This window comes from Pantoea sp. Z09 (genome assembly GCF_022394795.1).
GTDB classification, from domain to species: Bacteria; Pseudomonadota; Gammaproteobacteria; order Enterobacterales; family Enterobacteriaceae; genus Pantoea; species Pantoea latae.
On record NZ_CP092373.1, the window covers coordinates 1,050,772 to 1,072,542 of the forward strand.

General features: G+C 59.8%; 22 protein-coding genes and 2 other RNA genes. 14 read left to right on the top strand and 10 right to left on the bottom strand.

All coding sequences use genetic code 11. The features are described from left to right. Positions 1-32: 32 nt before the first annotated feature. On the bottom strand, positions 33-899 hold the full coding sequence (gene amiA / locus MC269_RS04990) for an N-acetylmuramoyl-L-alanine amidase AmiA (RefSeq protein ID WP_081138283.1): 867 nt from the start codon (positions 897-899) through the stop codon (positions 33-35). Positions 900-1,109: 210 nt separating this feature from the next. On the opposite strand from amiA, the gene MC269_RS04995 reads away from it, so the two are divergent. The 10 genes from MC269_RS04995 (at position 1,110) to MC269_RS05040 (ending at position 9,815) form a co-directional block, all read left to right on the top strand. After that, a complete protein-coding gene (locus tag MC269_RS04995) occupies positions 1,110-1,535 on the top strand; it encodes a GNAT family acetyltransferase (protein ID WP_081138282.1) in 426 nt (141 codons plus the stop codon). Further along, the gene (locus MC269_RS05000; protein WP_239955067.1) at positions 1,531-1,992 is read left to right on the top strand and encodes a DUF2919 family protein; all 462 of its coding nucleotides are present in this window, start codon (positions 1,531-1,533) and stop codon (positions 1,990-1,992) included. The genes MC269_RS04995 and MC269_RS05000 overlap by 5 nt, the downstream gene beginning before the upstream one ends. Before the next feature lie 64 nt (positions 1,993-2,056). Then, positions 2,057-2,674 (top strand): RpoE-regulated lipoprotein, encoded by a 618-nt coding sequence (locus tag MC269_RS05005; protein WP_239954274.1) that lies wholly within the window; start codon positions 2,057-2,059, stop codon positions 2,672-2,674. A gap of 178 nt (positions 2,675-2,852) precedes the next feature. Continuing rightward, entirely contained in the window at positions 2,853-3,869 is a 1,017-nt protein-coding gene (locus MC269_RS05010) for a sulfate ABC transporter substrate-binding protein (protein WP_239954275.1), read from the top strand. Next, the gene (cysT, locus tag MC269_RS05015) at positions 3,869-4,705 is read left to right on the top strand and encodes a sulfate/thiosulfate ABC transporter permease CysT (protein WP_239954276.1); all 837 of its coding nucleotides are present in this window, start codon (positions 3,869-3,871) and stop codon (positions 4,703-4,705) included. Before MC269_RS05010 ends, cysT begins: the two co-directional genes overlap by 1 nt. Next, a complete protein-coding gene (gene cysW / locus MC269_RS05020; RefSeq protein WP_239954277.1) occupies positions 4,705-5,580 on the top strand; it encodes a sulfate/thiosulfate ABC transporter permease CysW in 876 nt (291 codons plus the stop codon). The genes cysT and cysW overlap by 1 nt, the downstream gene beginning before the upstream one ends. Further along, complete coding sequence (gene cysA / locus MC269_RS05025) at positions 5,570-6,658, top strand: sulfate/thiosulfate ABC transporter ATP-binding protein CysA (RefSeq protein ID WP_081138272.1); 1,089 nt, start codon at positions 5,570-5,572, stop codon at positions 6,656-6,658. The genes cysW and cysA overlap by 11 nt, the downstream gene beginning before the upstream one ends. A gap of 75 nt (positions 6,659-6,733) precedes the next feature. After that, positions 6,734-7,615, top strand: a complete 882-nt coding sequence (gene cysM, locus MC269_RS05030) for a cysteine synthase CysM (protein ID WP_239954278.1) — start codon at positions 6,734-6,736, stop codon at positions 7,613-7,615. Positions 7,616-7,770: 155 nt separating this feature from the next. Continuing rightward, positions 7,771-8,451 carry a response regulator transcription factor gene (locus MC269_RS05035; RefSeq protein WP_081138268.1) on the top strand — a complete coding sequence of 227 codons (681 nt, stop codon included), beginning with the start codon at positions 7,771-7,773 and terminating at the stop codon, positions 8,449-8,451. After that, the gene (locus MC269_RS05040) at positions 8,448-9,815 is read left to right on the top strand and encodes an ATP-binding protein (RefSeq protein WP_239954279.1); all 1,368 of its coding nucleotides are present in this window, start codon (positions 8,448-8,450) and stop codon (positions 9,813-9,815) included. Before MC269_RS05035 ends, MC269_RS05040 begins: the two co-directional genes overlap by 4 nt. A gap of 85 nt (positions 9,816-9,900) precedes the next feature. Here the strand turns inward: MC269_RS05040 and crr are convergent, their stop codons facing one another. From crr to cysZ, 5 genes are all read right to left on the bottom strand, one after another. Then, on the bottom strand, positions 9,901-10,404 hold the full coding sequence (gene crr / locus MC269_RS05045; protein ID WP_033753703.1) for a PTS glucose transporter subunit IIA: 504 nt from the start codon (positions 10,402-10,404) through the stop codon (positions 9,901-9,903). Positions 10,405-10,446: 42 nt separating this feature from the next. Then, on the bottom strand, positions 10,447-12,174 hold the full coding sequence (gene ptsI / locus MC269_RS05050; RefSeq protein WP_239954280.1) for a phosphoenolpyruvate-protein phosphotransferase PtsI: 1,728 nt from the start codon (positions 12,172-12,174) through the stop codon (positions 10,447-10,449). Between the two features lie 159 nt (positions 12,175-12,333). Further along, positions 12,334-12,591, bottom strand: coding sequence for a phosphocarrier protein Hpr (ptsH, locus tag MC269_RS05055; protein ID WP_007889063.1), 258 nt, complete (start codon positions 12,589-12,591; stop codon positions 12,334-12,336). Positions 12,592-12,978: 387 nt separating this feature from the next. Beyond that, a complete protein-coding gene (cysK, locus tag MC269_RS05060; protein WP_239954281.1) occupies positions 12,979-13,950 on the bottom strand; it encodes a cysteine synthase A in 972 nt (323 codons plus the stop codon). A 142-nt stretch (positions 13,951-14,092) separates the two neighbouring features. Continuing rightward, positions 14,093-14,860: a sulfate transporter CysZ gene (cysZ, locus tag MC269_RS05065; RefSeq protein WP_081138260.1), complete on the bottom strand. Its 768-nt coding sequence runs from the start codon at positions 14,858-14,860 to the stop codon at positions 14,093-14,095. A gap of 218 nt (positions 14,861-15,078) precedes the next feature. On the opposite strand from cysZ, the gene zipA reads away from it, so the two are divergent. From zipA to MC269_RS05080, 3 genes are all read left to right on the top strand, one after another. Continuing rightward, positions 15,079-16,128, top strand: a complete 1,050-nt coding sequence (gene zipA / locus MC269_RS05070; RefSeq protein ID WP_239954283.1) for a cell division protein ZipA — start codon at positions 15,079-15,081, stop codon at positions 16,126-16,128. 66 nt (positions 16,129-16,194) lie between these two features. Next, positions 16,195-18,213 carry an NAD-dependent DNA ligase LigA gene (ligA, locus tag MC269_RS05075; protein WP_239954285.1) on the top strand — a complete coding sequence of 673 codons (2,019 nt, stop codon included), beginning with the start codon at positions 16,195-16,197 and terminating at the stop codon, positions 18,211-18,213. A gap of 1 nt (position 18,214) precedes the next feature. Further along, the gene (locus MC269_RS05080) at positions 18,215-18,433 is read left to right on the top strand and encodes a DUF3820 family protein (protein ID WP_239954287.1); all 219 of its coding nucleotides are present in this window, start codon (positions 18,215-18,217) and stop codon (positions 18,431-18,433) included. A 26-nt stretch (positions 18,434-18,459) separates the two neighbouring features. Here the strand turns inward: MC269_RS05080 and MC269_RS05085 are convergent, their stop codons facing one another. Next, positions 18,460-19,470, bottom strand: a complete 1,011-nt coding sequence (locus tag MC269_RS05085) for a bile acid:sodium symporter family protein (RefSeq protein WP_081138252.1) — start codon at positions 19,468-19,470, stop codon at positions 18,460-18,462. A gap of 95 nt (positions 19,471-19,565) precedes the next feature. Here MC269_RS05085 and MC269_RS05090 point away from each other — a divergent pair, with 95 nt between their 5' ends. Then, entirely contained in the window at positions 19,566-20,486 is a 921-nt protein-coding gene (locus MC269_RS05090) for a LysR family transcriptional regulator (RefSeq protein WP_081138250.1), read from the top strand. On the opposite strand, the gene MC269_RS05095 is transcribed toward MC269_RS05090, so the two are convergent. The 3 genes from MC269_RS05095 to MC269_RS05105 form a co-directional block, all read right to left on the bottom strand. Next, the gene (locus tag MC269_RS05095; RefSeq protein ID WP_081138248.1) at positions 20,483-20,830 is read right to left on the bottom strand and encodes a FlxA-like family protein; all 348 of its coding nucleotides are present in this window, start codon (positions 20,828-20,830) and stop codon (positions 20,483-20,485) included. The genes MC269_RS05090 and MC269_RS05095 overlap by 4 nt on opposite strands. Positions 20,831-21,448: 618 nt before the next feature. After that, positions 21,449-21,583: non-coding RNA, RtT sRNA (locus MC269_RS05100), on the bottom strand. A 43-nt stretch (positions 21,584-21,626) separates the two neighbouring features. Next, positions 21,627-21,761, bottom strand: a non-coding RNA gene (locus tag MC269_RS05105) — RtT sRNA. Between the last annotated feature and the right edge of the window lie 10 nt (positions 21,762-21,771).

A 21,771-nucleotide genomic window follows, 5' to 3' on the forward strand; every position in this document is an offset into this window, starting at 1 on the left:
GACATCAAACTCATTGCAAAAAAGTGGCGCGATTATACCTGACCATTGCGGCGATCGTACTCATCAAAGTAGCGCGTGATGCCGCTGGCGATCGCCGTGGCGATTTTATGGCGGAAGGCGTCGGTGCCGAGCAGCTGCTCTTCGCGCGGGTTGGTGATAAACGAGGTCTCCACCAGCACCGACGGAATCGACGGCGATTTCAGCACCGCGAAGGCCGCCTGCTCGGTGTGCTCGCTGTGCAGATGGTGCACCGGGCGGATCTGATCCAGCACATGCTTGCCCAGCGTCAGACTGTTGCGGATGGTGTCGGTTTGCACCAGATCGAACAGGATCTGATTGAGATAGTGATCCTGCTGCTCGACCTGCGCGCCGCCCACTTTATCCGCTGCGTTCTCTTTGTCCGACAGGTAGCGCGCCATGGCGCTGCTGGCGCCGCGGTTCGACAGGGCGAACACCGAGGCGCCGTTGGCGTCGGGGCTGGTAAAGCCGTCGGCGTGAATCGACATAAACAAGCTGGCGCCGTGCTGGTGCGCGATCTCGACGCGCTGGTAGAGCGGAATAAAGTGGTCGCTGTCGCGCGTCAGGCGCACCTCAATATGGGAATGGTCCTGCAGCAGCTGGCGCACGGTGTGGGCAATCTCCAGCACCACATGCTTCTCTTCCGAGCCTTCGCTGCCGACGGCGCCGGAGTCGATGCCGCCGTGACCGGGATCGATCATCACGATGCGTTTGCCGTTTTTCTGCGGCGGGGCGGGCGGCGCATGGCGCGGGCTGGCGCGCAGCGGGGCATTTTCCTCTTTCGCCTGGATCGCGCGCGGGGAGAGCACGGCCAGCGCCAGGCCGGAGAGCAACAGCTGACGACGATTGGTAAGGCGCTTGAGCAGAGAAAGTGTGGGCATAGGCTGGTCCATTAGCGGAAATTGTGCAGAGTGTTATATCGTAACATTTTGTTCACCGCGAGAGCGGAACCCTTTCAGGGCTTTACTTTGTATGTCAGGTTGCTAACAGAAAATTTGCCGCTTTTTGTTCCACGCTGCGCTAACCAGGGTTGCACGCGGCGGCGAATGCGTGATAATCAGCGAATTGTGCTTATTTGCAAGGTAAAGACGATGGAAATTCGCGCCTTCCGCCAGGAAGATTTTGAAGAGGTGATTACGCTCTGGGAGCGTTGCGATTTGTTACGTCCGTGGAACGACCCGGAACTGGATATCGAACGCAAAATGCACCACGACGCGGACCTTTTTCTGGTGGCTGAAGTCGGCGGCGAGGTGGTCGGCACGCTGATGGGCGGCTACGACGGGCATCGCGGCTCCGCCTACTATCTGGCGGTGCATCCCGACTATCAGGGCCGCGGCTTCGCTAACGCGCTGATGAACCGGCTGGAGAAAAAGCTGATCGCGCGCGGCTGCCCCAAAATCAACCTGATGGTGCGTGAAGAGAACGATCAGGTGGTGGCGTTCTATGAGAAGCTCGATTACGAGCCGGTGGATTCGGTGCTGCTCGGCAAGCGGCTGATCGAAGACCGGGAGTATTGATGCGGTGAAATATCTGCCGGACGAATATGATGCGAAAGGGCAGCTGCGGCTGCCGTTTCTTTTTTGGCTGCTGCTGCTGCTGCTGGCGCGCACCTGGATCCTGCTGGTGATGGCGGGCGCGTCGCGCCAGCAGGGCAACGATCTGCTGGCGCTGTTCTATCCCGATCGCCAGGCGTTCTGGCTCGGGCTGGCGCTCGGCGCGCCGGCGCTGACGGGCCTGCTGCTGACCGGCTATCGCGCGCGCTGGCCGCGGCTGTGGCAGGCGTGGCGCTGGGTGCTGGCGCTGTCGCTGGCGGTGAACCTGGCGTGGCAGGGCGCGACCTTTGCCTCGGGCGATCTGCTCGCCTCGCCCTGGCCGCTGCTGCTGACGCTGTTCGACGGCCTGGCGCTGCTGTGGCTGCTGGCGAACGCCAGGCTGCGCGACTGCTTTCTGCCGGAACAGCAGCTGGCGGAATAAACTTTTTCGCCGTCGGCGACTCCAAGGAGTTCTGCCGATTGGCACAGTGTTAACAGGAGTTTTCATGAAAGCTTTACCCACTTCGCTGCTGGTGGCCGCCGCGCTGCTGAGCGGCTGCGCCAGCTCGGGGTCCGGTTCCTCGTCCGATTCTGACGTCAGCTGGTATAACCCGCTGAGCTATCACTGGTCCTCGGCGCTGCCGTGGAACTGGTTCGGATCGTCGCTGACCGCCACCGAGCAGGGCGTTGGCGGCGTCGGCAGCGCCACCGCGATGAGCGAAAGTGCCATCAGCGACGGCCTGAAAGGCAACTACAAGCTGCGTCAGGGCATGCGCAGCGAGAACGGCGACGTCATCGCGTTCTGGCAGGCGCTGGACGACGGCAAAGTGAAGCTGCAGATCAGCGGCCGCAGCAGCGTAGAGCGTATTGAGGTAACAGACAGCGATATCGCCGCGCAGGACGGCAGCAAAATCGGCGACGCCTTCAGCGACAAGTTCAGCAAGGCCTTTAACAACTGCAAGCTGGCGGGCGGTGCGAGCAATCACGAGGTCCAGTGCCGCGCGCCCGGCAGCCAGCATCTCTCCTATGTCTACAGCGGCGACTGGCATGGCCCGGACGGGCTGATGCCGTCGGACGACGTGCTGAAAAGCTGGAAACTGAGCAAAATTATCTGGCAGCGTTAAGCGGTTTTGCGCCGGTCGCTTTCCCGACTGGCGCATAAACTCTTGCGCTGGCTTATGCCATTTTCGACTTTAAAATCATCAAACGATATATAAAACCGCTACTGCTTTTCATAGGGTTATAAATACACTGGGCGAACGGCTGGCGTAAGCCGGATCTCTTGTTTTCTCAGGGTGCCCAATGACCAAAAGAACGATGAAAAATATCGTTGGCGGTATCGCCTTGTCGCTCAGCCTTGCGGGCGCGGCCAATGCCACCGAACTGCTCAACAGCTCGTACGACGTCGCGCGCGAGCTGTTTGTCGCCCTGAATGCGCCGTTTGAACAGCAGTGGGATGCCAGCCATCCCGACGACAAGCTCACTATCAAGATGTCGCACGCCGGCTCCTCGAAGCAGGCGCTGGCGATCCTGCAGGGTCTGCGCGCCGACGTGGTGACCTACAACCAGGTCACCGATGTGCAGGTGCTGCACGATAAAGGCAACCTGGTGGCGGCCGACTGGCAGAGCCGTCTGCCCAACAACAGTTCGCCGTTTTACTCCACCATGGCGTTCCTGGTGCGCAAAGGTAATCCAAAGCAGATCCACGACTGGGCCGATCTCGGCCGCGACGGCGTGAAGCTGGTGTTCCCGAATCCGAAAACCTCTGGCAACGGCCGCTACACCTGGCTGGCGGCCTGGGGGGCGACCAGCAAAGCCAACGGCGGCGACGAGGCGAAAACCCGCGCCTTTATGGCGAAATTTATCAAAAACGTCGAGGTGTTCGATACCGGCGGACGCGGTGCGACCACCACCTTCGCCGAGCGCGGACTGGGCGATGTGCTGATCAGCTTCGAATCCGAGGTCAACAATATCCGCAACCAGTACGGCAAAGATAAGTATGAAGTCGTGGTGCCGAAAACCGATATTCTCGCCGAGTTCCCGGTGGCCTGGGTGGATAAAAACGTCGAGCACAATCACACCGAAGAGGCGGCGAAGGCCTATCTCAACTATCTCTACACGCCGCAGGCGCAGCAAATTGTCACCGACTTCTACTACCGCGTAAATAACCCGCAGCTGATGGGCGAGCATAAAGATCGCTTCCCGCAGACGCAGCTGTTCCGCGTGGAAGATCAGTTCGGCGGCTGGGATAAGGCGATGAAAGCGCACTTCGCCAGCGGCGGTGAGCTGGATAAACTGTTATCAGCGGGGCGTGGATAATGTTTGCGTTAGGTCAGAAACGCGTATTGCCGGGGTTTGGTCTGAGCCTCGGCACCAGCCTGCTGTTTACCTGTTTGATTCTGCTGCTGCCGATCAGCGCGCTGCTGATGCAGCTGTCGAAGATGACGCTGGCGCAGTACTGGCAGGTGATCAGCAACCCGCAGCTGGTAGCGGCTTATAAAGTGACGCTGCTGGCAGCAGGCGTGGCGGCACTGTTTAATGCGGTGTTCGGCATGATTATGGCGTGGATCCTGACGCGCTATCGCTTTCCTGGCCGCACGCTGCTGGATGGCCTGGTGGATCTGCCGTTCGCCCTGCCGACAGCGGTGGCGGGCCTGACGCTGGCCGGTCTCTTCTCGGTAAACGGCTGGTACGGTGAGTGGATCTACAACGTCTTCGGCATCAAGGTCTCCTATACCTGGCTCGGCATCGCCGTCGCCCTGGCCTTCACCAGCATTCCCTTCGTGGTGCGCACCGTACAGCCGGTGCTGGAAGAGCTGGGGCCGGAATATGAAGAGGCGGCGCAGACGCTGGGCGCGACGCCCTGGCAGAGCTTTCGCCGCGTGGTGCTGCCGGAGGTGGCACCTGCGCTGCTGGCGGGCACCGCGCTCTCCTTTACCCGCAGCATCGGCGAGTTCGGCGCGGTGATTTTCATCGCCGGCAATATCGCCTGGAAAACCGAGGTCACCTCGCTGATGATTTTCGTGCGTCTGCAGGAGTTCGACTACCCGGCCGCCAGCGCCATCGCCTCGGTGATCCTCGCCGCGTCGCTGGTGCTGCTGTTTGCCATCAACACCCTGCAGAGCCGCTTCGGCCGTCGCCTGGGAGGTCACTAATGGCGGATATTTCGCATCTCAACGCCGCCGACCGCCAGCCGGTTAACTGGGGCAAATGGCTGCTGATCGGCATCGGCGTACTGGTCTCGCTGCTGCTGCTGGTGGTGCCGATGATCTCTATCTTCTACGAAGCGCTGAAGATGGGGCTGGTCGCTGCCTTTCAGAACCTGGGCGACAGCGATATGCTGCACGCCATCTGGCTCACCGTGCTGGTGGCGCTGATTACCGTGCCCGTCAATCTGGTATTCGGCACGCTGCTCGCCTGGCTGGTGACGCGCTTTAGCTTTCCCGGCCGCCAGCTGCTGCTGACGCTGTTCGACATTCCGTTTGCCGTGTCGCCGGTGGTAGCGGGCCTGATGTACCTGCTGTTCTGGGGCGTTAACGGCCCGGCAGGCGGCTGGCTGGACGCGCACAACATTCAGGTGATGTTCTCCTGGCCCGGCATAGTGCTGGCGACCGTGTTCGTCACCTGTCCCTTTGTGGTGCGCGAGCTGGTGCCGGTGATGCTGAGCCAGGGCAGCCACGAAGATGAGGCGGCGGTGCTGCTGGGCGCCTCCGGCTGGCAGATGTTCCGCCGCGTCACGCTGCCCAACATTCGCTGGGCGATGCTCTACGGCGTGGTGCTGACCAATGCGCGCGCGCTCGGCGAGTTCGGCGCGGTCTCGGTGGTTTCGGGATCGATTCGCGGCGAAACCTATACGCTGCCGCTGCAAATTGAATTACTGCATCAGGATTACAACGTGGTCGGCGCCTTTACCGCCGCCGCGCTGCTGACGCTGATGGCTATTGTCACGCTGTTTCTGAAAAGCATGCTGCAGTGGCGTTTAGAGCAACAGCAGCATCGCCTGCAACAGGAGGAAAATCATGAGCATTGAGATTAACCAGATCAACAAATCTTTCGGCCGCACCCCGGTGTTGAACGATATCTCTCTGGATATTCCTTCTGGCCAGATGGTGGCGCTGCTGGGCCCGTCCGGCTCCGGGAAAACCACGCTGCTGCGTATTATCGCCGGGCTGGAGCATCAGAACAGCGGGCAGATCCGCTTTCATAACAAAGACGTCAGCGCGCTGCACGCCCGCGACCGCCAGGTTGGCTTCGTGTTTCAGCACTACGCGCTGTTCCGCCATATGACGGTGTTCGACAATATCGCCTTCGGCCTGACGGTGCTGCCGCGCCGCGAGCGTCCTTCTTCTGCGGAAATCAAACAGCGCGTGACGCGCCTGCTGGAGATGGTGCAGCTGGCGCATCTGGCGAACCGCTTTCCGGCGCAGCTGTCGGGCGGGCAGAAGCAGCGCGTGGCGCTGGCGCGCGCGCTGGCGGTCGAACCGCAGATCCTGCTGCTCGACGAACCTTTCGGCGCGCTGGACGCGCAGGTGCGCAAAGAGCTGCGCCGCTGGCTGCGTCAGCTGCATGAAGAGCTGAAGTTCACCAGCGTCTTCGTGACCCATGACCAGGAAGAGGCGATGGAAGTGGCCGATCGCGTGGTGGTGATGAGCCAGGGCAATATCGAGCAGGTCGGCACGCCGGACGAGGTGTGGCGCGATCCCGCCACGCGCTTCGTGCTGGAGTTCCTCGGCGAGGTCAACCGCTTCGACGGCGCGATCCACGGCTCGCAGTTTCACGTCGGCGCGCATCACTGGCCGCTGGGCTATACGCCGGCGCATCAGGGCGCGGTCGAACTCTTCCTGCGTCCGTGGGAGATTGACGTTTCCCGTCAGAGCAGCCTGGAAACCCCGCTGCCGGTGCAGATCCTGGAGGTGAGCCCGCGCGGCCACTTCTGGCAGCTGGTGGTTCAGCCGAGCGGCTGGCAGAGCGAGCCTTTCTCGCTGGTGTTCGACGGCGGCAGAAGCGCGCCGGTGCGCGGCGAACGTCTGTTCGTCGGCCTGCAGCAGGCGCGGCTCTATCAGGGTGCGACGCCGCTGCGCCCGGTTGCCTTTGCCGAAAGCGCCTGATATTTTCTCATGCGACAGCGGGCGGGAGTTTTCCCGCCCTTTTTTTGTTCGCTTAGCTTCGCCGGGAAACGCACCTTGACCACACTGCACAACACCATCGGCAATACGCCGCTGATCAGACTTCAGCGCCTGACGCCTGCCAACGGCAGCGAAATCTGGCTCAAGCTGGAAGGCAACAATCCCGCCGGCTCCGTCAAGGATCGCGCCGCCTGGTCGATGATCCATCAGGCCGAGCTGCGCGGCGACATCGCCCCAGGCGATCGCCTGATTGAGGCCACCAGCGGCAATACCGGCATCGCGCTGGCGATGATCGCCGCGATGAAAGGCTATGCGCTGCGTCTGCTGATGCCGGAGAATATGAGCCAGGAGCGGCAGGACGCGATGCGCGCCTACGGCGCCGAACTGGTGCTGGTGAGCCGCGAGCAGGGCATGGAGGGCGCGCGCGACAGGGCGCTGGCGATGATGGCGCGCGGCGAAGGCCACGTGCTCGACCAGTTCAACAACCCGGACAACCCGCTCGGCCACTACCAGACCACCGGCCCGGAAATCTGGCAGCAGAGCGCCGGCCGCCTGACCCATTTCGTCTCCAGCATGGGCACCACCGGCACCATTACCGGCGTCGGCCGCTATCTGAAAGAGCAGAGCGATCGCGTCCATATCATCGGCCTGCAGCCGGAAGAGGGCAGCGCCATTCCCGGCATCCGCCGCTGGCCCCAGGCCTATCTGCCAGGCATCTATCGGCCCGAACTGGTGGATGAGGTAATGGATATGGGCCAGGCGGAGGCGGAGGAGACGATGCGCGCGCTGGCGCGGCGCGAAGGGATCTTCTGCGGCGTCAGCTCCGGCGGCGCGGTGGCGGGCGCCTTGCGCATCGCACAGGCGCAGCCCGGCAGCGTGATCGTGGCGATCGTCTGCGATCGCGGCGATCGCTATCTCTCCACCGGCGTCTACCGTTAATTCCTCTCGCAAAGGCCCGCTGGTGCCTGCGGGCCATTTTTGTCTATAGTCTCCCTGAGCATCGTCTGACGTCGAATCTGTAAGGAACGCGTAAAATCGGCTGCGTCCGGCGCCCGCTCAGGACAAAATAGCGGCAATTCAGGCGAGAGAACACCATGAAAATTTTGTTAGTTGACGACGACCTCGAGCTGGGCACCATGCTCAGCCAGTACCTTATTGCGGAAGGCTTTGAAACCCAACTGGTATTAACCGGCAGCGCAGGCATCGAAGGGGCGCTTTCCGGGCAGTACACTGCCATGATCCTCGATATTATGCTGCCCGATATGAGCGGCATTGACGTGCTGCGCCAGGTGCGGCAGAACAGCCGCCTGCCGGTGATTATGCTGACCGCCAAAGGCGACAACATCGATCGCGTTATCGGACTGGAGATGGGTGCTGACGATTACGTGCCGAAGCCCTGCTATCCGCGCGAGCTGGTGGCGCGTCTGCGCGCCGTGCTGCGCCGCTTCGAAGAGCAGGTGCCGCTGCCGGATAAAAAAGAGCTGCTGCGCTGGGGCGAGCTGACCCTCAATCCCGCCACCCGCATCACCGAGTGGCAGGGCAAAGCCTTCGACCTCACCGCGTCGGAGTTCAATCTGCTGGATCTGCTGATGCGCGCGCCGGATCGCGTGGTGTCAAAAGATGAGCTGTCGGAAAAAGGGCTGGGCCGCCCGCGCGAGGCGTACGATCGCAGCGTGGATGTGCATATCAGCAATATCCGTCAGAAGCTGGCGGCGCTCACCGCCGACAGCGTCAATATTGAAACGGTTCGCAGCATCGGCTATCGCATTCGATGAGACAGACCTATCGCGGCCGCATGTTCTGGAAGATCCTGATCGGCTTCTGGATCGTGTTCGTCATTATCAGCCAGCTGCTCTGGCTCGGCTTTAATATCGCCGGTAATCGCCACGAGCCGCCGGAGATCATCGCCACGCGCCGCATCGTTAACCTGCAGATGGCGTCGGCGGTGTCGGTGCTGGAGCGCGGCGGGCCCAGCTCGCTCGACGATATGATGGCGGACTGGGAGCCTAATGACCGGCAGTTCTTTTCTGTCATCCAGCATACGCGGCCGGCGAACTCCGAGCCGCTGCCGGAAACCTTCAATCCGCCGTTTCAGGGCAAATTCCCGGATGTGATCGTGCGCTGGGTGAAAGGCGCGGACGGCAAAGAGTATGAGCTGCGCTACAACGTGAAAGGGCTGCGTGAAGACAGTTCGATGGGCATGGACGGACCGCGGCGCATTCTGAATATCCCCGAGCCGATGTTTGTTTTCGCTGGCTCGGTGGGGCTGCTGTTCAGCCTGCTGCTGGCGTGGAACCTGACGCGGCCGATGCGTCAGCTGCGCGAGGGCTTTTCGCGCGTGTCGAACGGCGACCTCAGCGTGCGGCTCTATCCGATGATGCGCAAGCGCCATGACGAACTCTCTACCGTCGCTGAGGCGTTCGACGCCATGGTGGAGCGGCTCGACACCCTGGTGCGCGCGCGCGAAGAGCTGCTGCACGATATTTCCCACGAGCTGCGTTCGCCGCTGGCGCGCCTGCAGCTGGCGACCGGCCTGGCGCGCCAGACGCCGGAAAGCGTCAACGCGTCGCTGGATCGCATCGACGAAGAGGCGCGGCGGCTGGATAAGATGATCGGCGAGCTGCTGACGCTGTCGCGCGCCGAGCATGAGAGCATCCCGGACGAACAATATTTCGACCTTACCGGTCTGGTGCACGCGGTGGTTACCGACGTGCGCTACGAGGCGCAGATCCCTGGCGTAAAGGTCGATTTTCACGTGGATGAAAATGCCGATTACACGGTGCGCGGCAACGCCGAGCTGATTCGGCGCGGCATTGAGAACGTGCTGCGCAACGCGCTGCGCTTCTCGCTGCCCGGTCAGCATATTCAGGTGCGGCTCAAGGCCGAGCAGCAGTGGCTGGCGATCCGCGTGCGCGATCAGGGGCCGGGAGTCGACGAAGAGAAGCTTTCCAGCATCTTCGATCCCTTTGTGCGGGTTAACTCGCCGCTGCTGGGCAAAGGCTATGGTCTGGGGCTGGCGATCGTGCGTAAGGTGGTGCTGGCGCACCACGGCGAGGTGCAGGCGATTAACCGGCCCGAAGGCGGGCTGGAGCTGACGATCCGTCTGCCGCGCTGGCAGGCGCAGGATAGGGGTGTCTGAGTAATATTTTTCACCCGCGTCGTCACCGTACAGAACAGAAACAAAAACGGCACCCAGTGGGTGCCGTTTTTCTTCGCTAAATCCGTTACTTCTTGATGCGGATCACCGGCGTCTCGCCCACGGTAACCTGACCAGAGAGCTTCACCAGCTCTTTAATCTCGTCCATGTTAGAGATCACTACCGGCGTCAGCGTGGATTTGGCTTTCTCTTCCAGCAGCGGCAGATCGAACTCGATAACCACATCGCCTTTCTTGACCTTCTGGCCTTCTTCCGCGATGCGCTTAAAGCCTTCACCTTTCAGCTCAACCGTGTCGATGCCGAAGTGCACAAACAACTCGATGCCGTTGTCAGACTCGATTGAAAACGCGTGGTTGGTCTCGAAAATCTTACCGATGGTGCCATCAACCGGCGCAACCATTTTGTTGCCGGTTGGCTTGATAGCGATACCGTCGCCAACGATCTTCTCGGCAAACACCACATCCGGTACGTCTTCAATGTTTACGATCTCGCCTGACAGAGGCGCAACAATATCAATCGTCCCAGATGTGCTTTCTGATTTATTGCCAAAAAGCTTGTCAAGAAAACCCATATTCTTCTCCTAAACAGTATTGTTGGGCCAGCGTCTCGTGGATCAGCAGAGTGTTTTCTCTTTGATGAACTTGTTGACCAGATTCATCAGTTCTTCCGCTGTAGGTTGAGCCAGAGCCTGCTCCGCCAGAGCCTTCGCATCTTCGAAATTAGTATTGCGAATGATTTTCTTAATGCCTGGGATTGAAATGGCACTCATGCTGAATTCGTCCAGCCCCATACCCAGTAACAGTAGTGTAGCACGTTCATCACCCGCCAGCTCACCGCACATGCCGGTCCACTTACCTTCGGCGTGAGAGGCGTCGATCACCTGCTTGATTAAGCCCAGAACGGAAGGCGTCATCGGGTTGTAGAGGTGAGAAATCAAATCATTACCACGATCCACCGCCAGAGTATACTGCGTCAGGTCGTTTGTCCCAATGCTGAAGAAGTCGACTTCTTTCGCCAGGTGACGGGCGATCACGGCAGAAGCCGGGGTTTCCACCATAATGCCCACTTCAATCGTCTCGTCGAACGCTTTGCCCTCTTCGCGCAGCTGCGCTTTCAGCAGCTCCAGCTCAGCTTTCAGGCTACGCACCTCTTCAACAGAGATAATCATCGGGAACATAATGCGCAGCTTGCCGAAGGCGGAGGCGCGTAAAATCGCGCGCAGCTGGGCATGCAGGATCTCTTTACGGTCCATGGCGATACGGATCGCGCGCCAGCCGAGGAACGGGTTCTCTTCTTTCGGCAGGTTCATGTAGGGGAGATCTTTGTCGCCGCCGATGTCCATAGTGCGCACAATTACTGCCTGCGAGCCAACGGCTTCAGCCACGGCTTTGTACGCCTGGAACTGCTCATCTTCGGTCGGCAGCGAGTCGCGGTCCATAAACAGGAACTCGGTGCGATAGAGGCCAACGCCTTCCGCGCCGTTGCGCTCGGCACCCGCGACGTCGCGTACGGTGCCAATGTTGGCGCACACTTCAACCTGATGGCCGTCGAGCGTAATCGCTGGCAGATCTTTCAGCTTGGCCAGCTCATGTTTTTCGCTCAGATACTGGCTCTGTACCGCTTTCAGCTCTTCCAGCTCGCTCTCTGACGGGTTGACGTACACTTTGTTGTTCACGCCGTCGAGGATCAGGAAATCGCCGTTTTTCACCGTCGCGGTGACGCTGCCGGTGCCGACAATCGCCGGCAGCTCCAGCGAGCGCGCCATGATCGAGGTGTGCGAGGTGCGGCCGCCGAGATCGGTGATAAAGCCCAGCACCTTTTTCAGGTTCAGCTGCGCGGTTTCCGACGGCGTTAAATCTTTCGCTACCAGAATCGACTCGTCCTGGATGGCGCTCAGGTCGACAATATGCAGACCGAGAATGTTTTGCAGCAGACGTTTGCCGATGTCGCGTACGTCAGCCGCACGTTCTTTAAGGTATTCGTCGTCCAGCTCTTCCAGCGCTTTCGCCTGACCGTCGATAACGGAGTAGGCGGCGGCGTCGGCCGATGCGTGATCTTTCTTGATCAGGTCGATGATTTCCTGCTCCAGCTCTTCGTCTTCCAGCAACATGATGTGGCCTTCGAAGATGGATGCTTTCTCTTCACCAAGCGTTTCACCCGCTTTCACTTTGATGGCTTCCAGCTGCTGCGCAGCCTGGGCGCGGCCATCAAGGAAGCGTTTTACTTCCTGATCAACCTGGTCATCAGAAATCTTCTTGCGGTTGATGACGATCTCATCCTCAATCAACAGCAGAGCTTTGCCGAAAGCGATACCTGGTGATGCTAAAATGCCTGAAATCATAACCCTACCTTTTAATCACGATGGCTCTTTGACCCAATGCGTTGCCATTGTCGCGGGAGCTGTACTCTACGGATGTGATAACGCGGACGAGTTGTCCGCGATCAAGATGTTTGCACTCAATGGGGCAAAGGAGTCGGTATAAAGCTAAAGCTGAGCGGATTACTCCAGTTCAGCCATCAGTTTAACCAGATGCTCAACGGCCTGCTGCTCATCTTCGCCTTCTGCGGAGAGCGTCACAACCGTGCCCTGAGTCAGGCCCAGCGTCTGCAGTTTAAACAGGCTCTTGGCGCTGGCGGATTTACCGTTAGAGGTGACGGTGATTTCTGACTGGAACGCTTTCGCTTCCTTAACAAACTGCGCGGCAGGGCGAGTGTGAAGACCATTAGGCGCGGTGATAGTAACTTCTTGCTGGAACATTCTGTTTCCCCAACGTTATCAGGTTTGGTGTTATGGACTTAAAGTCTAGCCTGGAGCCGTAACTTTAGCCTGTGTAGGTGCGCGGGTATAGCGTTACGCTGACCATTAAATGCGCTTGAATGAGTGTGTCATTCCAGTTGAAGGGTCAAAATCCCTGTCGAGCGCTTCAGCTGCTAATTATGCCGTGATTCGCCGTTTCGCCAAATGCGTAAATCGATTCAGCTTGATCCACTTCAAGGGCGGATTAATTTCAGGCACCGAAATAATTGGCAGCTTAAATACCAGAGCTGAGTCACTGAAATCAATCTGGGCGGTGGTGAAAGTGCGATCTACGCCACAAAAAAGCACCCATTTGGGTGCTTTTTTCAACGTTTTCGGAATCTGGCGTTACTGCTGCAGCTCTTTCTCGGTGAAAAGATCGGCAAACAGCGCGGTGCTGAGATAGCGCTCGCCAGAGGAGGGCAGGATGACCACAATGTTCTTGTTAGCGAAGGCTTCATCTTCCTGCAGCTTGAGCGCTGCGGCGACGGCTGCGCCGGAAGAGATGCCCGCCAGAATGCCTTCTTCTTCCATCAGCTGACGCGCCGTGCTGATCGCCTCTTCGTTGGTGATCGCCACCACGCGGTCAACCAGGTCGAGATCGAGGTTGCCGGGAATAAAGCCGGCGCCGATACCCTGAATCTTGTGGGGACCCGGTTTAATCTCTTCACCGGCGATCGCCTGAGCAATCACCGGTGAATCGGTCGGTTCCACCGCCACGGTAATCAGCTCTTTCTTGCCTTTGGTGTTTTTGATGTAGCGCGAGACGCCGGTCAGCGTGCCGCCGGTGCCGACGCCGGCGATAAACACGTCTACCGCGCCGTCGGTATCTTCCCAGATTTCAGGACCGGTGGTCTTCTCGTGAATTTCCGGGTTGGCCGGGTTGCTGAACTGCTGCAGCAGCACATATTTGTCGGGATCGCTGGCGACAATCTCTTCTGCCTTAGCGATAGCGCCTTTCATGCCTTTCGGCCCTTCGGTCAGCACCAGGTTAGCACCCAGCGCCTTCAGCAGCTTGCGACGCTCGACGGACATGGTTTCCGGCATGGTCAGCGTCAGCTTGTAGCCGCGCGCGGCGGCGACATAGGCCAGCGCGATGCCGGTATTGCCGCTGGTCGGCTCGACCAGCTCAACGCCGGCTTTCAGAATACCGCGTTTTTCTGCGTCCCAAATCATATTGGCACCGATACGGCATTTTACGCTGAAGCTCGGGTTACGGGATTCTACCTTCGCCAGAATGCGGCCGTTACCGATGCGGTTCAGTCGAACCAGTGGCGTATGACCAATTGTCAACGAGTTATCTTCATAGATCTTACTCATGGCCTGTCCTTAACTGTATGAATTATTGGGAACCCACTGAGCATACCCTTTCTGTCTTCGCGCGGAAGGAAAGAAAACGCATATCTATATGTCCCCGCGCAATAAGCCCTGCTAAAAATTGCATAAGGCGCTCTGAAGAGTACTAGCGTAGCTCAGTGCGCCCCAGTTGCCCGCGATAGCGATCGACCCACATCGCCGTCGCGCCGCACACCGCCACCGGCATAATTGCCAGGTTGAGGATGGGGATCATTGTGAACAGGCTCACCAGCGCGCCGAACTGCATATTGGCCGTTTTATGGCGACGCAGCGCGCCGCGCATCTGCTGAAAACTGACCTTATGGTTATCAAACGGATAGTCGCAGTACTGCACGGAGAGCATCCAGGCGCTAAACAGAAACCACAGCACCGGCGCCACCGTCTGGCCAAAGCCAGGAATAAAATAGAGCAGCAGCAGGCCGAGCGCGCGCGGCAGATAGTAGCCGAGCTTTTGCAGTTCGCGCTTCATGATGCGCGGCAGGTCTTTCATCATCGCCAGCCAGCCGCTGTCCGGCAGCGGTTTGCCCGTCAGACGGCCCTCCAGCTGCTCCGCCAGCAGGCCGCAAAAGGGCGCGGCGATCCAGTTGGCAATAGTAGAAAAGAAGTAGCTGAACACCAGCACGATAGAGATCACCGACAGCGGCCAGAGCAGATAGCTCAACCACTGCAGCCAGTCGGGGATCTGCGCCATCAGCCGGGGGATCCAGCTGCCCAGCTGGTAAAACAGCCAGACGAAAGCGCCGCCCAGCAGCAGGATATTGACCAGCAGCGGAATAATCACGAAACGCCGAATGCCTGGCAGACGAACCAGTCTCCAGCCCTCGCTAAAATAGTGCACGCCGTTGTAACGTGAGACAGTGTTCTCTCGGGCCATACAGGCAACTCTCCAGGAAATAATCAGGCGAGACCATGATAACCTGGCTTTTTCTCCTGACCATGAGGCGATTGTGTGAAAAAACAGCAAAAAAACGTGGGGTGACTATCTTATTTGTCAGAAAATACTGCACGAGCTTGCACTTGTTTAGCTGGGCAAATACAGTTAGAGGATAAAGTTTGCCGCGGTGGCAAGGTATTGGAACAACAGAGAATACAATGATGCAGGATTTGCGTCTGATATTAATCGTTGTTGGCGCGATCGCCATTATAGCGCTCCTTCTTCACGGGCTGTGGACCAGCCGTAAAGAGCGTTCGTCAGTGTTCCGCGATCGCCCGCACAAAAGGCTCAAACAGCGCGACCAGCGCGACGATGAAGAGGGTCTGACCGACGACGAAGAAGGCGTCGGCGACGTTCGCGTGCGTCATGAGCGACCGCATCAGGAGCCGCGCATCGACACATTCCAGGACGAGCAGCAGGACGATGCGCCGGTGTTTAGCGCCACGGCGGAGACGCCGCGTCAGCCCGCCGCGCGTCCGCAGCCTCAGCCGCAGCCGGAAAACGATCCGCTGCTGGCGCCGCAACCGCCGCGCCAGCCGTCTCAGCCGCCGCGTGCGCAGCCTCAGCCGGTTCGCACGCCAGCGCCGCAGGAGCCTGCGCCGCGCTTTGCGCCTGCTCAGCCGATTCAGGCCGATCCGCTGCTCGATTTAGATCCGCTGGAAGCGACCCAGTCAGAGCCAGAGTACCAGGCAGAGCCGCAGCAGCCCGTTTCTCACCCGCATGAGCATGCTGCGCCGCAGCCTGCTGAGCCGGTGCATCAGGACGCGCCGAAAGCGCCAGGCAAACCGAAAGAGACGGTGCTGGTGCTGCACGTTGCGGCTCACGCTGGCGGCACGCTGAATGGTGAAGCGCTGCTGCAGGGCATTCTGCAGGCGGGCTTCCAGTTCGGCGAAATGAATATTTTCCATCGTCATCTCAGCCCGGCGGGCAGTGGCCCGGTGCTGTTCAGCCTCGCCAATATGGTGAAGCCCGGCTCGTTTAATCCGGATGAAATGTCCGATTTCGCCACGCCAGGCATCTCCATCTTTATGATGGTGCCTTCCTACGGCGATGCGAACCAAAACTTTAAGCTGATGCTGCAGTCCGCGCAGCGTATCGCCGATGATGTTGGCGGCGTGGTGCTGGATGATGAGCGCCGCATGATGACGCCGCAGAAGCTGGAAACCTATAAAAACCGCATTCGCGACGTGATCGAATCCCGAGAATAAGACAGACCGTTAATCCTGATTCACCAAACCCCCGCCTGTCGGGGGTTTTTTATCTGATGGGGCAATATGAAATCCGTTCAGGACCAAATCACCGAACTGCGCACCACGCTGCGCCATCATGAGTACCTCTACCACGTTATGGACGCGCCCGAGATACCGGACGCTGAATATGACCGCCTGATGCGCGAACTGCGCGCGCTGGAAGAGCAGCATCCCGAGCTGATCACCGCCGACTCGCCGACCCAGCGCGTCGGCGCCGCGCCGCTAACGGTATTCGAGCAGGTGCGCCATGAGGTGCCGATGCTGTCGCTCGACAATACCTTCGACGAAGCCGGCTTCCTCGCCTTTAACAAGCGCGTGCAGGATCGCCTGAAATCAGGCGACGATATCGCCTACTGCTGTGAACTAAAGCTCGACGGCCTGGCGGTGAGCCTGCTGTATGAAAACGGCCTGCTGACGCGCGCTGCCACCCGCGGCGACGGCACCACCGGCGAGAACATCACCACCAACGTCCGCACCATCGGCGCCATCCCGCTGCGCCTGAAGGGCGATGACTTTCCTGCGCGGCTGGAAGTGCGCGGCGAAGTCTTTATGACGCAGCGCGGCTTCGAGAAGCTAAACGCCGAAGCGCGCCGTACCGACGGCAAAATTTTCGCCAACCCGCGCAACGCCGCGGCCGGCTCGCTGCGCCAGCTCGATCCGCGCATTACTGCGAAGCGTCCGCTGACCTTTTTCTGCTACGGCTTCGGCCTGCTGGAAGGCGGCGAACTGCCGGGCAGCCACTATGCGCGTCTGCAGCAGTTCAAAGCCTGGGGCCTGCCGGTGAGCGACCGCATCAGGCTGGTGCACAGCGCGGAAGAGGCGCTGGCCTTCTACCGCCATGTCGAGGAGACGCGTCCCGACCTGGGCTTCGATATCGACGGCGTGGTGATTAAAGTCGACTCACAGGCGCTGCAGGAGCGGCTCGGCTTTGTGGCGCGCGCGCCGCGCTGGGCGGTGGCCTTTAAGTTTCCGGCGCAGGAGCAGATGACCGTGGTGCGCGACGTCGAGTTTCAGGTGGGCCGCACCGGCGCGGTGACGCCGGTGGCGCGGCTGGAGCCGGTGCTGGTAGCGGGCGCGATGGTGAGCAACGCCACGCTGCACAACGCCGATGAGATTGCGCGCCTGGGGCTGCGTATCGGCGACAAAGTGGTGATCCGCCGCGCCGGCGACGTTATCCCACAGGTGGTGAACGTGGTGCTCTCTGAGCGTCCGGCAGACGCGCGCGAAGTGGTGTTTCCTACCCACTGTCCGGTATGCGGATCGGACGTCGAGCGCGTCGAGGGCGAAGTGGTGACCCGCTGCACCGGCGGGCTAATCTGCGGCGCACAGCGCAAAGAGGCGCTGAAGCACTTTGTGTCGCGCCGCGCGATGGATGTTGAAGGGCTGGGCGACAAAATTATTGACCAGCTGGTCGAGACCGAATATGTCAAAACCCCGGCGGATCTCTTCCGGCTGACGCCAGAGAAGCTGCTTGGCCTCGATCGTATGGGACCGAAATCGGCACAGAACGTGGTGAACGCGCTGGAGAAGGCGAAGTCGACCACCCTGGCGCGTTTCCTCTATGCGCTCGGCATTCGCGAAGTGGGCGAGGCGACCGCGGCTAACCTGGCGAACCACTTCGGCGAGCTGCAAAAAGTGATGGATGCCGATCTGGAGGCGCTGATTGCGGTGCAGGACGTCGGCACCGTTGTCGCCACCCACGTGCGCAACTTTATGGACGAGGAGAGCAACCGCGAAATCATTCGCCAGCTGGTGGAGGAGATCGGCGTGCACTGGCCGGCCATTGAGGTGGTGAAGGCGGAGGAGATCGACAGCCCCTTCGCCGGTAAAACCGTGGTGCTGACCGGCTCGCTGACCCAGCTGACGCGCGACGAAGCGAAAGATCGCCTGACCGCGCTTGGCGCGAAGGTCAGCGGCAGCGTATCGAAAAAAACCGACCTGGTTATCGCGGGCGAAGCGGCGGGCTCTAAGCTGGTGAAAGCGCAGGAGCTGGGCATTGAGGTGATCGACGAAGCCGAAATGATCCGCCTGCTGGACGCCTGATATGGACAAGGCGCAGCTGGTTGAAATCGCCAATATGGTGATGCCGTTCGGCAAATATAAAGGCTGCCTGCTGATCGATCTGCCGGAGCCCTATCTGCTGTGGTTTGCGCGTAAAGCGGAGTTTCCCTCAGGCCGCTTAGGCGAGCTGATGCAGCTTACGCTCGCCATCAAGGTGGAAGGGCTGGAAGGCCTGGTAAAACCGCTTAAACGCACGACGTAAAAAAGCCCGCTTCGGCGGGCTTTTCGTTACTTCTGCGACTCGACCACGGTCGGCTTCACCTGCTGCGCCAGCTGCTTGTCGTGGCTGGCTTTATAGCGCTGGGCGATATAGGAGCAGACCATCAGCTGCACCTGATGGAAGATCATCAGCGGCAGCACGATAATCCCCACCGCGCTGGCTGGAAACAGAATATTGGCCATCGGCACGCCGTTCGCCAGGCTCTTTTTCGAGCCGCAAAACAGCACCACGATCTCATCGGCGCGGTTAAAGCCGAACAGGCGCGAGGCGGCGATGTTAATCGCCAGCACCAGCGCCAGCAGCAGCACGCAGCCCGCCAGAATCCACAGCAGCGTATCGATGCCGACGCGATGCCAGATGCCGTTGACCACCGCTTCGCTAAAGGCGGAGTAGACCACCAGCAGAATCGAGGTCTGGTCGGTTTTGCCGATCAGGCCGCGATGTTTTTCCACCCAGCCGGCAATCCAGCGACGCGACAGATGACCCAGCACAAAAGGCACCAGCAGCTGCAGCATAATCTTGCCGACCTGCTCAAGCCCGTTGGTCGGCGCGCTGCTGTGCACGTCCATCACCAGATTCACCAGCAGCGGCGAAATAAAGACGCCCAGCAGGCTAGAGGCCGAGGCGCTGCACACTGCCGCCGCGACGTTGCCGCCCGCCATGGAGGTAAAGGCGATAGCAGACTGCACGGTGGCGGGCAGAATGCAGAGATAGATAAAGCCGGTATAGATCTCCGCGCTGACGTTCACCGGATGCCACCAGACGATCAGCAGGCCGATTATCGGGAAGAGCACAAAGGTGCTGAACATAATCCACAGGTGCAGCCGCCAGTGGCTGCTGCCCGCAATGATCTTTTCGCGCGACAGTTTGGCGCCGTGCATAAAAAAGAGCAGGGCGATAGCGGCCGTGGTCAGGTATTCAAAGATGTCGACAAAGACGCCTTTAGCGGGCAAGAAGGTGGCCAGCAGCACCGTGATGATCAGTTTGATCATCATCGGATCGAGTCGCAGAAATCCCATTGTTAAAATCCGGTTAAAAGTTACATGCAGTGATTGTGCGCGAAGCGGGTTTAGAAATAAAATTGATTTATTGCATCAATCTATGAGCTATTTAGATGAATTACACGCTACGTCAGCTGCGCACCTTTGTCGCCGTCGCCCATCACGGCGGATTTAGTCAGGCCGGGCAGGCGATTGGGCTAAGTCAGTCAGCGGTCAGCCACAGTATTAAAGAGCTGGAGGCGGCCATCGGCGTACGGCTGCTGGACCGCACCACGCGCGAGGTGATGCTGACGGAAGCGGGGCAGCAGCTGGCGTCGCGCATGGCGAGCCTGCTGGAGGAGATGAACTCTACGCTGCTCGATATTCGCAGCTATGGCGAGCAGCGCAGCGGCACGGTGCGCATCGCCGCCAGCCAGACCATCTCTGCGCACCTGATGCCGCAGTGCCTCGCCGCCAGCCAGCAAAGCTATCCCGACATCAGGGTGATTCTGCATGACCGGATGCAGCAGGTAGTGTTGCAGAGCGTACGCAATGCCGAGGTCGATTTCGGCATCGTTATCGGGCCGCTTAACAGCAGCGATCTCGACTGTCAGCCGATTCTGGACGAGCCTTTTTTGCTGCTGTGCCGCAGCGACGATCCGCTGGCCGCCGTGGCTAAGGCGCAGTGGCGCATGCTGGCGGGACGCGACATGGTGCTGCAGGATTACGCATCGGGCAGTCGGGTATTGATTGACGCGGCGCTGCGTCAGCAGGAGGTTGAGATTAACGTGGTGCAGGATATCGGCCATCCGGCAACGCTGTTTCCCATGGTCGATGCGGGCATCGGCATCAGTATCTTGCCGGCGCTGGCGTTGCCGCTTCCGGCGGGCAGGGCGCTGACCGTGCGGCGGCTCTATCCGGAAATCAACCGCAGCCTGGTGCTGGTCAAGCGGAAAAACCGTTCGCTGACGCCGGCGGCGCAGGCGATCTGGCAGGAAGCGCGTCAGCAGGCGACGCTGCTGACGCAACAACGCGCGATCAATCCGGCGTTTTAGATATAGACGTTAATCTTGTTGGTTTCTGTCGGGCGGTTAACGCCGTCGGCAGCCTGCACGCCGCTCACCTGTTTTGCCGGTTCGCTGTTCTGCTGCGCCTGCTCAGTTTGCTTCTGCTCAAGCTGGGCGATCTGCGCTTCGAGCATGGCGATCTGCGACTGGTACATCTGCTCCATTTCGGACTTCTGCTCGTCGGTCAGATCCTGATTATCCGACAGCTCTTTGACCTGCTTCGTGATGCTCTGGATCTGCTTGTTGAGCGCAGAAATCTGCGACGATACGCTGGCGCTGCTGCTGCCGGCGCTACTGCCCGTACTGGCTGATAAAGCGGATATCGATGACATGGTCTTTCTCCTTGCAAATAGACATGATCGTTATCGGTTCGGGAGAAAAACGCTTGAGGCAGGAAAGCGTTAAGGTTTGGAAAAGATTAGGAAAGCTACTCCTGATTTTTCTCAAACGCCGCACGATACCACATAAAGGCGTGCGGGAGGGGCCGTGAAGTAAAGCGTCCGCCGCAGGGAAGCGGCGGCCGAGGCCACACGGACGTGTTCACGCCGACTTTACGTAACGGCCCATCCCGTGCGCCTGAAAGGCACTAAACCACAGTGTGCAGAAACGAAAAAAGCGCCTGAAAGGCGCTTTTCTCTGAATGGGTGGGTCGTGCAGGATTAGCCTCGGCCCGTCCGGGGCCTCGCCCTGCGGGTGATGCTGCGCATCAGCCTGAATCGCTCCGGGCGATTCAGTCGAACCCTGTTTTTTCTCAAACGCCGCACGATGCCACATAAAGGCGCGCGGGATGGGCCGTGAAGTAAAGCGTCCGCCGCAGGGAAGCGGCGGCCGAGGCCACACGGACGTGTTCACGCCGACTTTACGTAACGGCCCTTCTCGTGCGCCTGAAAGGCACTAACCCACAGCGCGCAGAAACGAAAAAAGCGCCTGAAAGGCGCTTTTCTCTGAATGGGTGGGTCGTGCAGGATTAGCCTCGGCCCGTCCGGGGCCTCGCCCTGCGGGTGATGCTGCGCATCAGCCTGAATCGCTCCGGGCGATTCAGTCGAACCTGCGCAGGTTCTCATCCTGCACGCTAACCCACGGCGCGCAGAAACGAAAAAAGCGCCTGAAAGGCGCTTTTTTCTGAATGGGTGGGTCGTGCAGGATTAGCCTCGGCCCGTCCGGGGCCTCGCCCTGCGGGTGATGCTGCGCATCAGCCTGAATCGTTCCGGGCGATTCAGTCGAACCTGCGCAGGTTCTCATCCTGCACGCTAACCCACGGCGCGCAGAAACG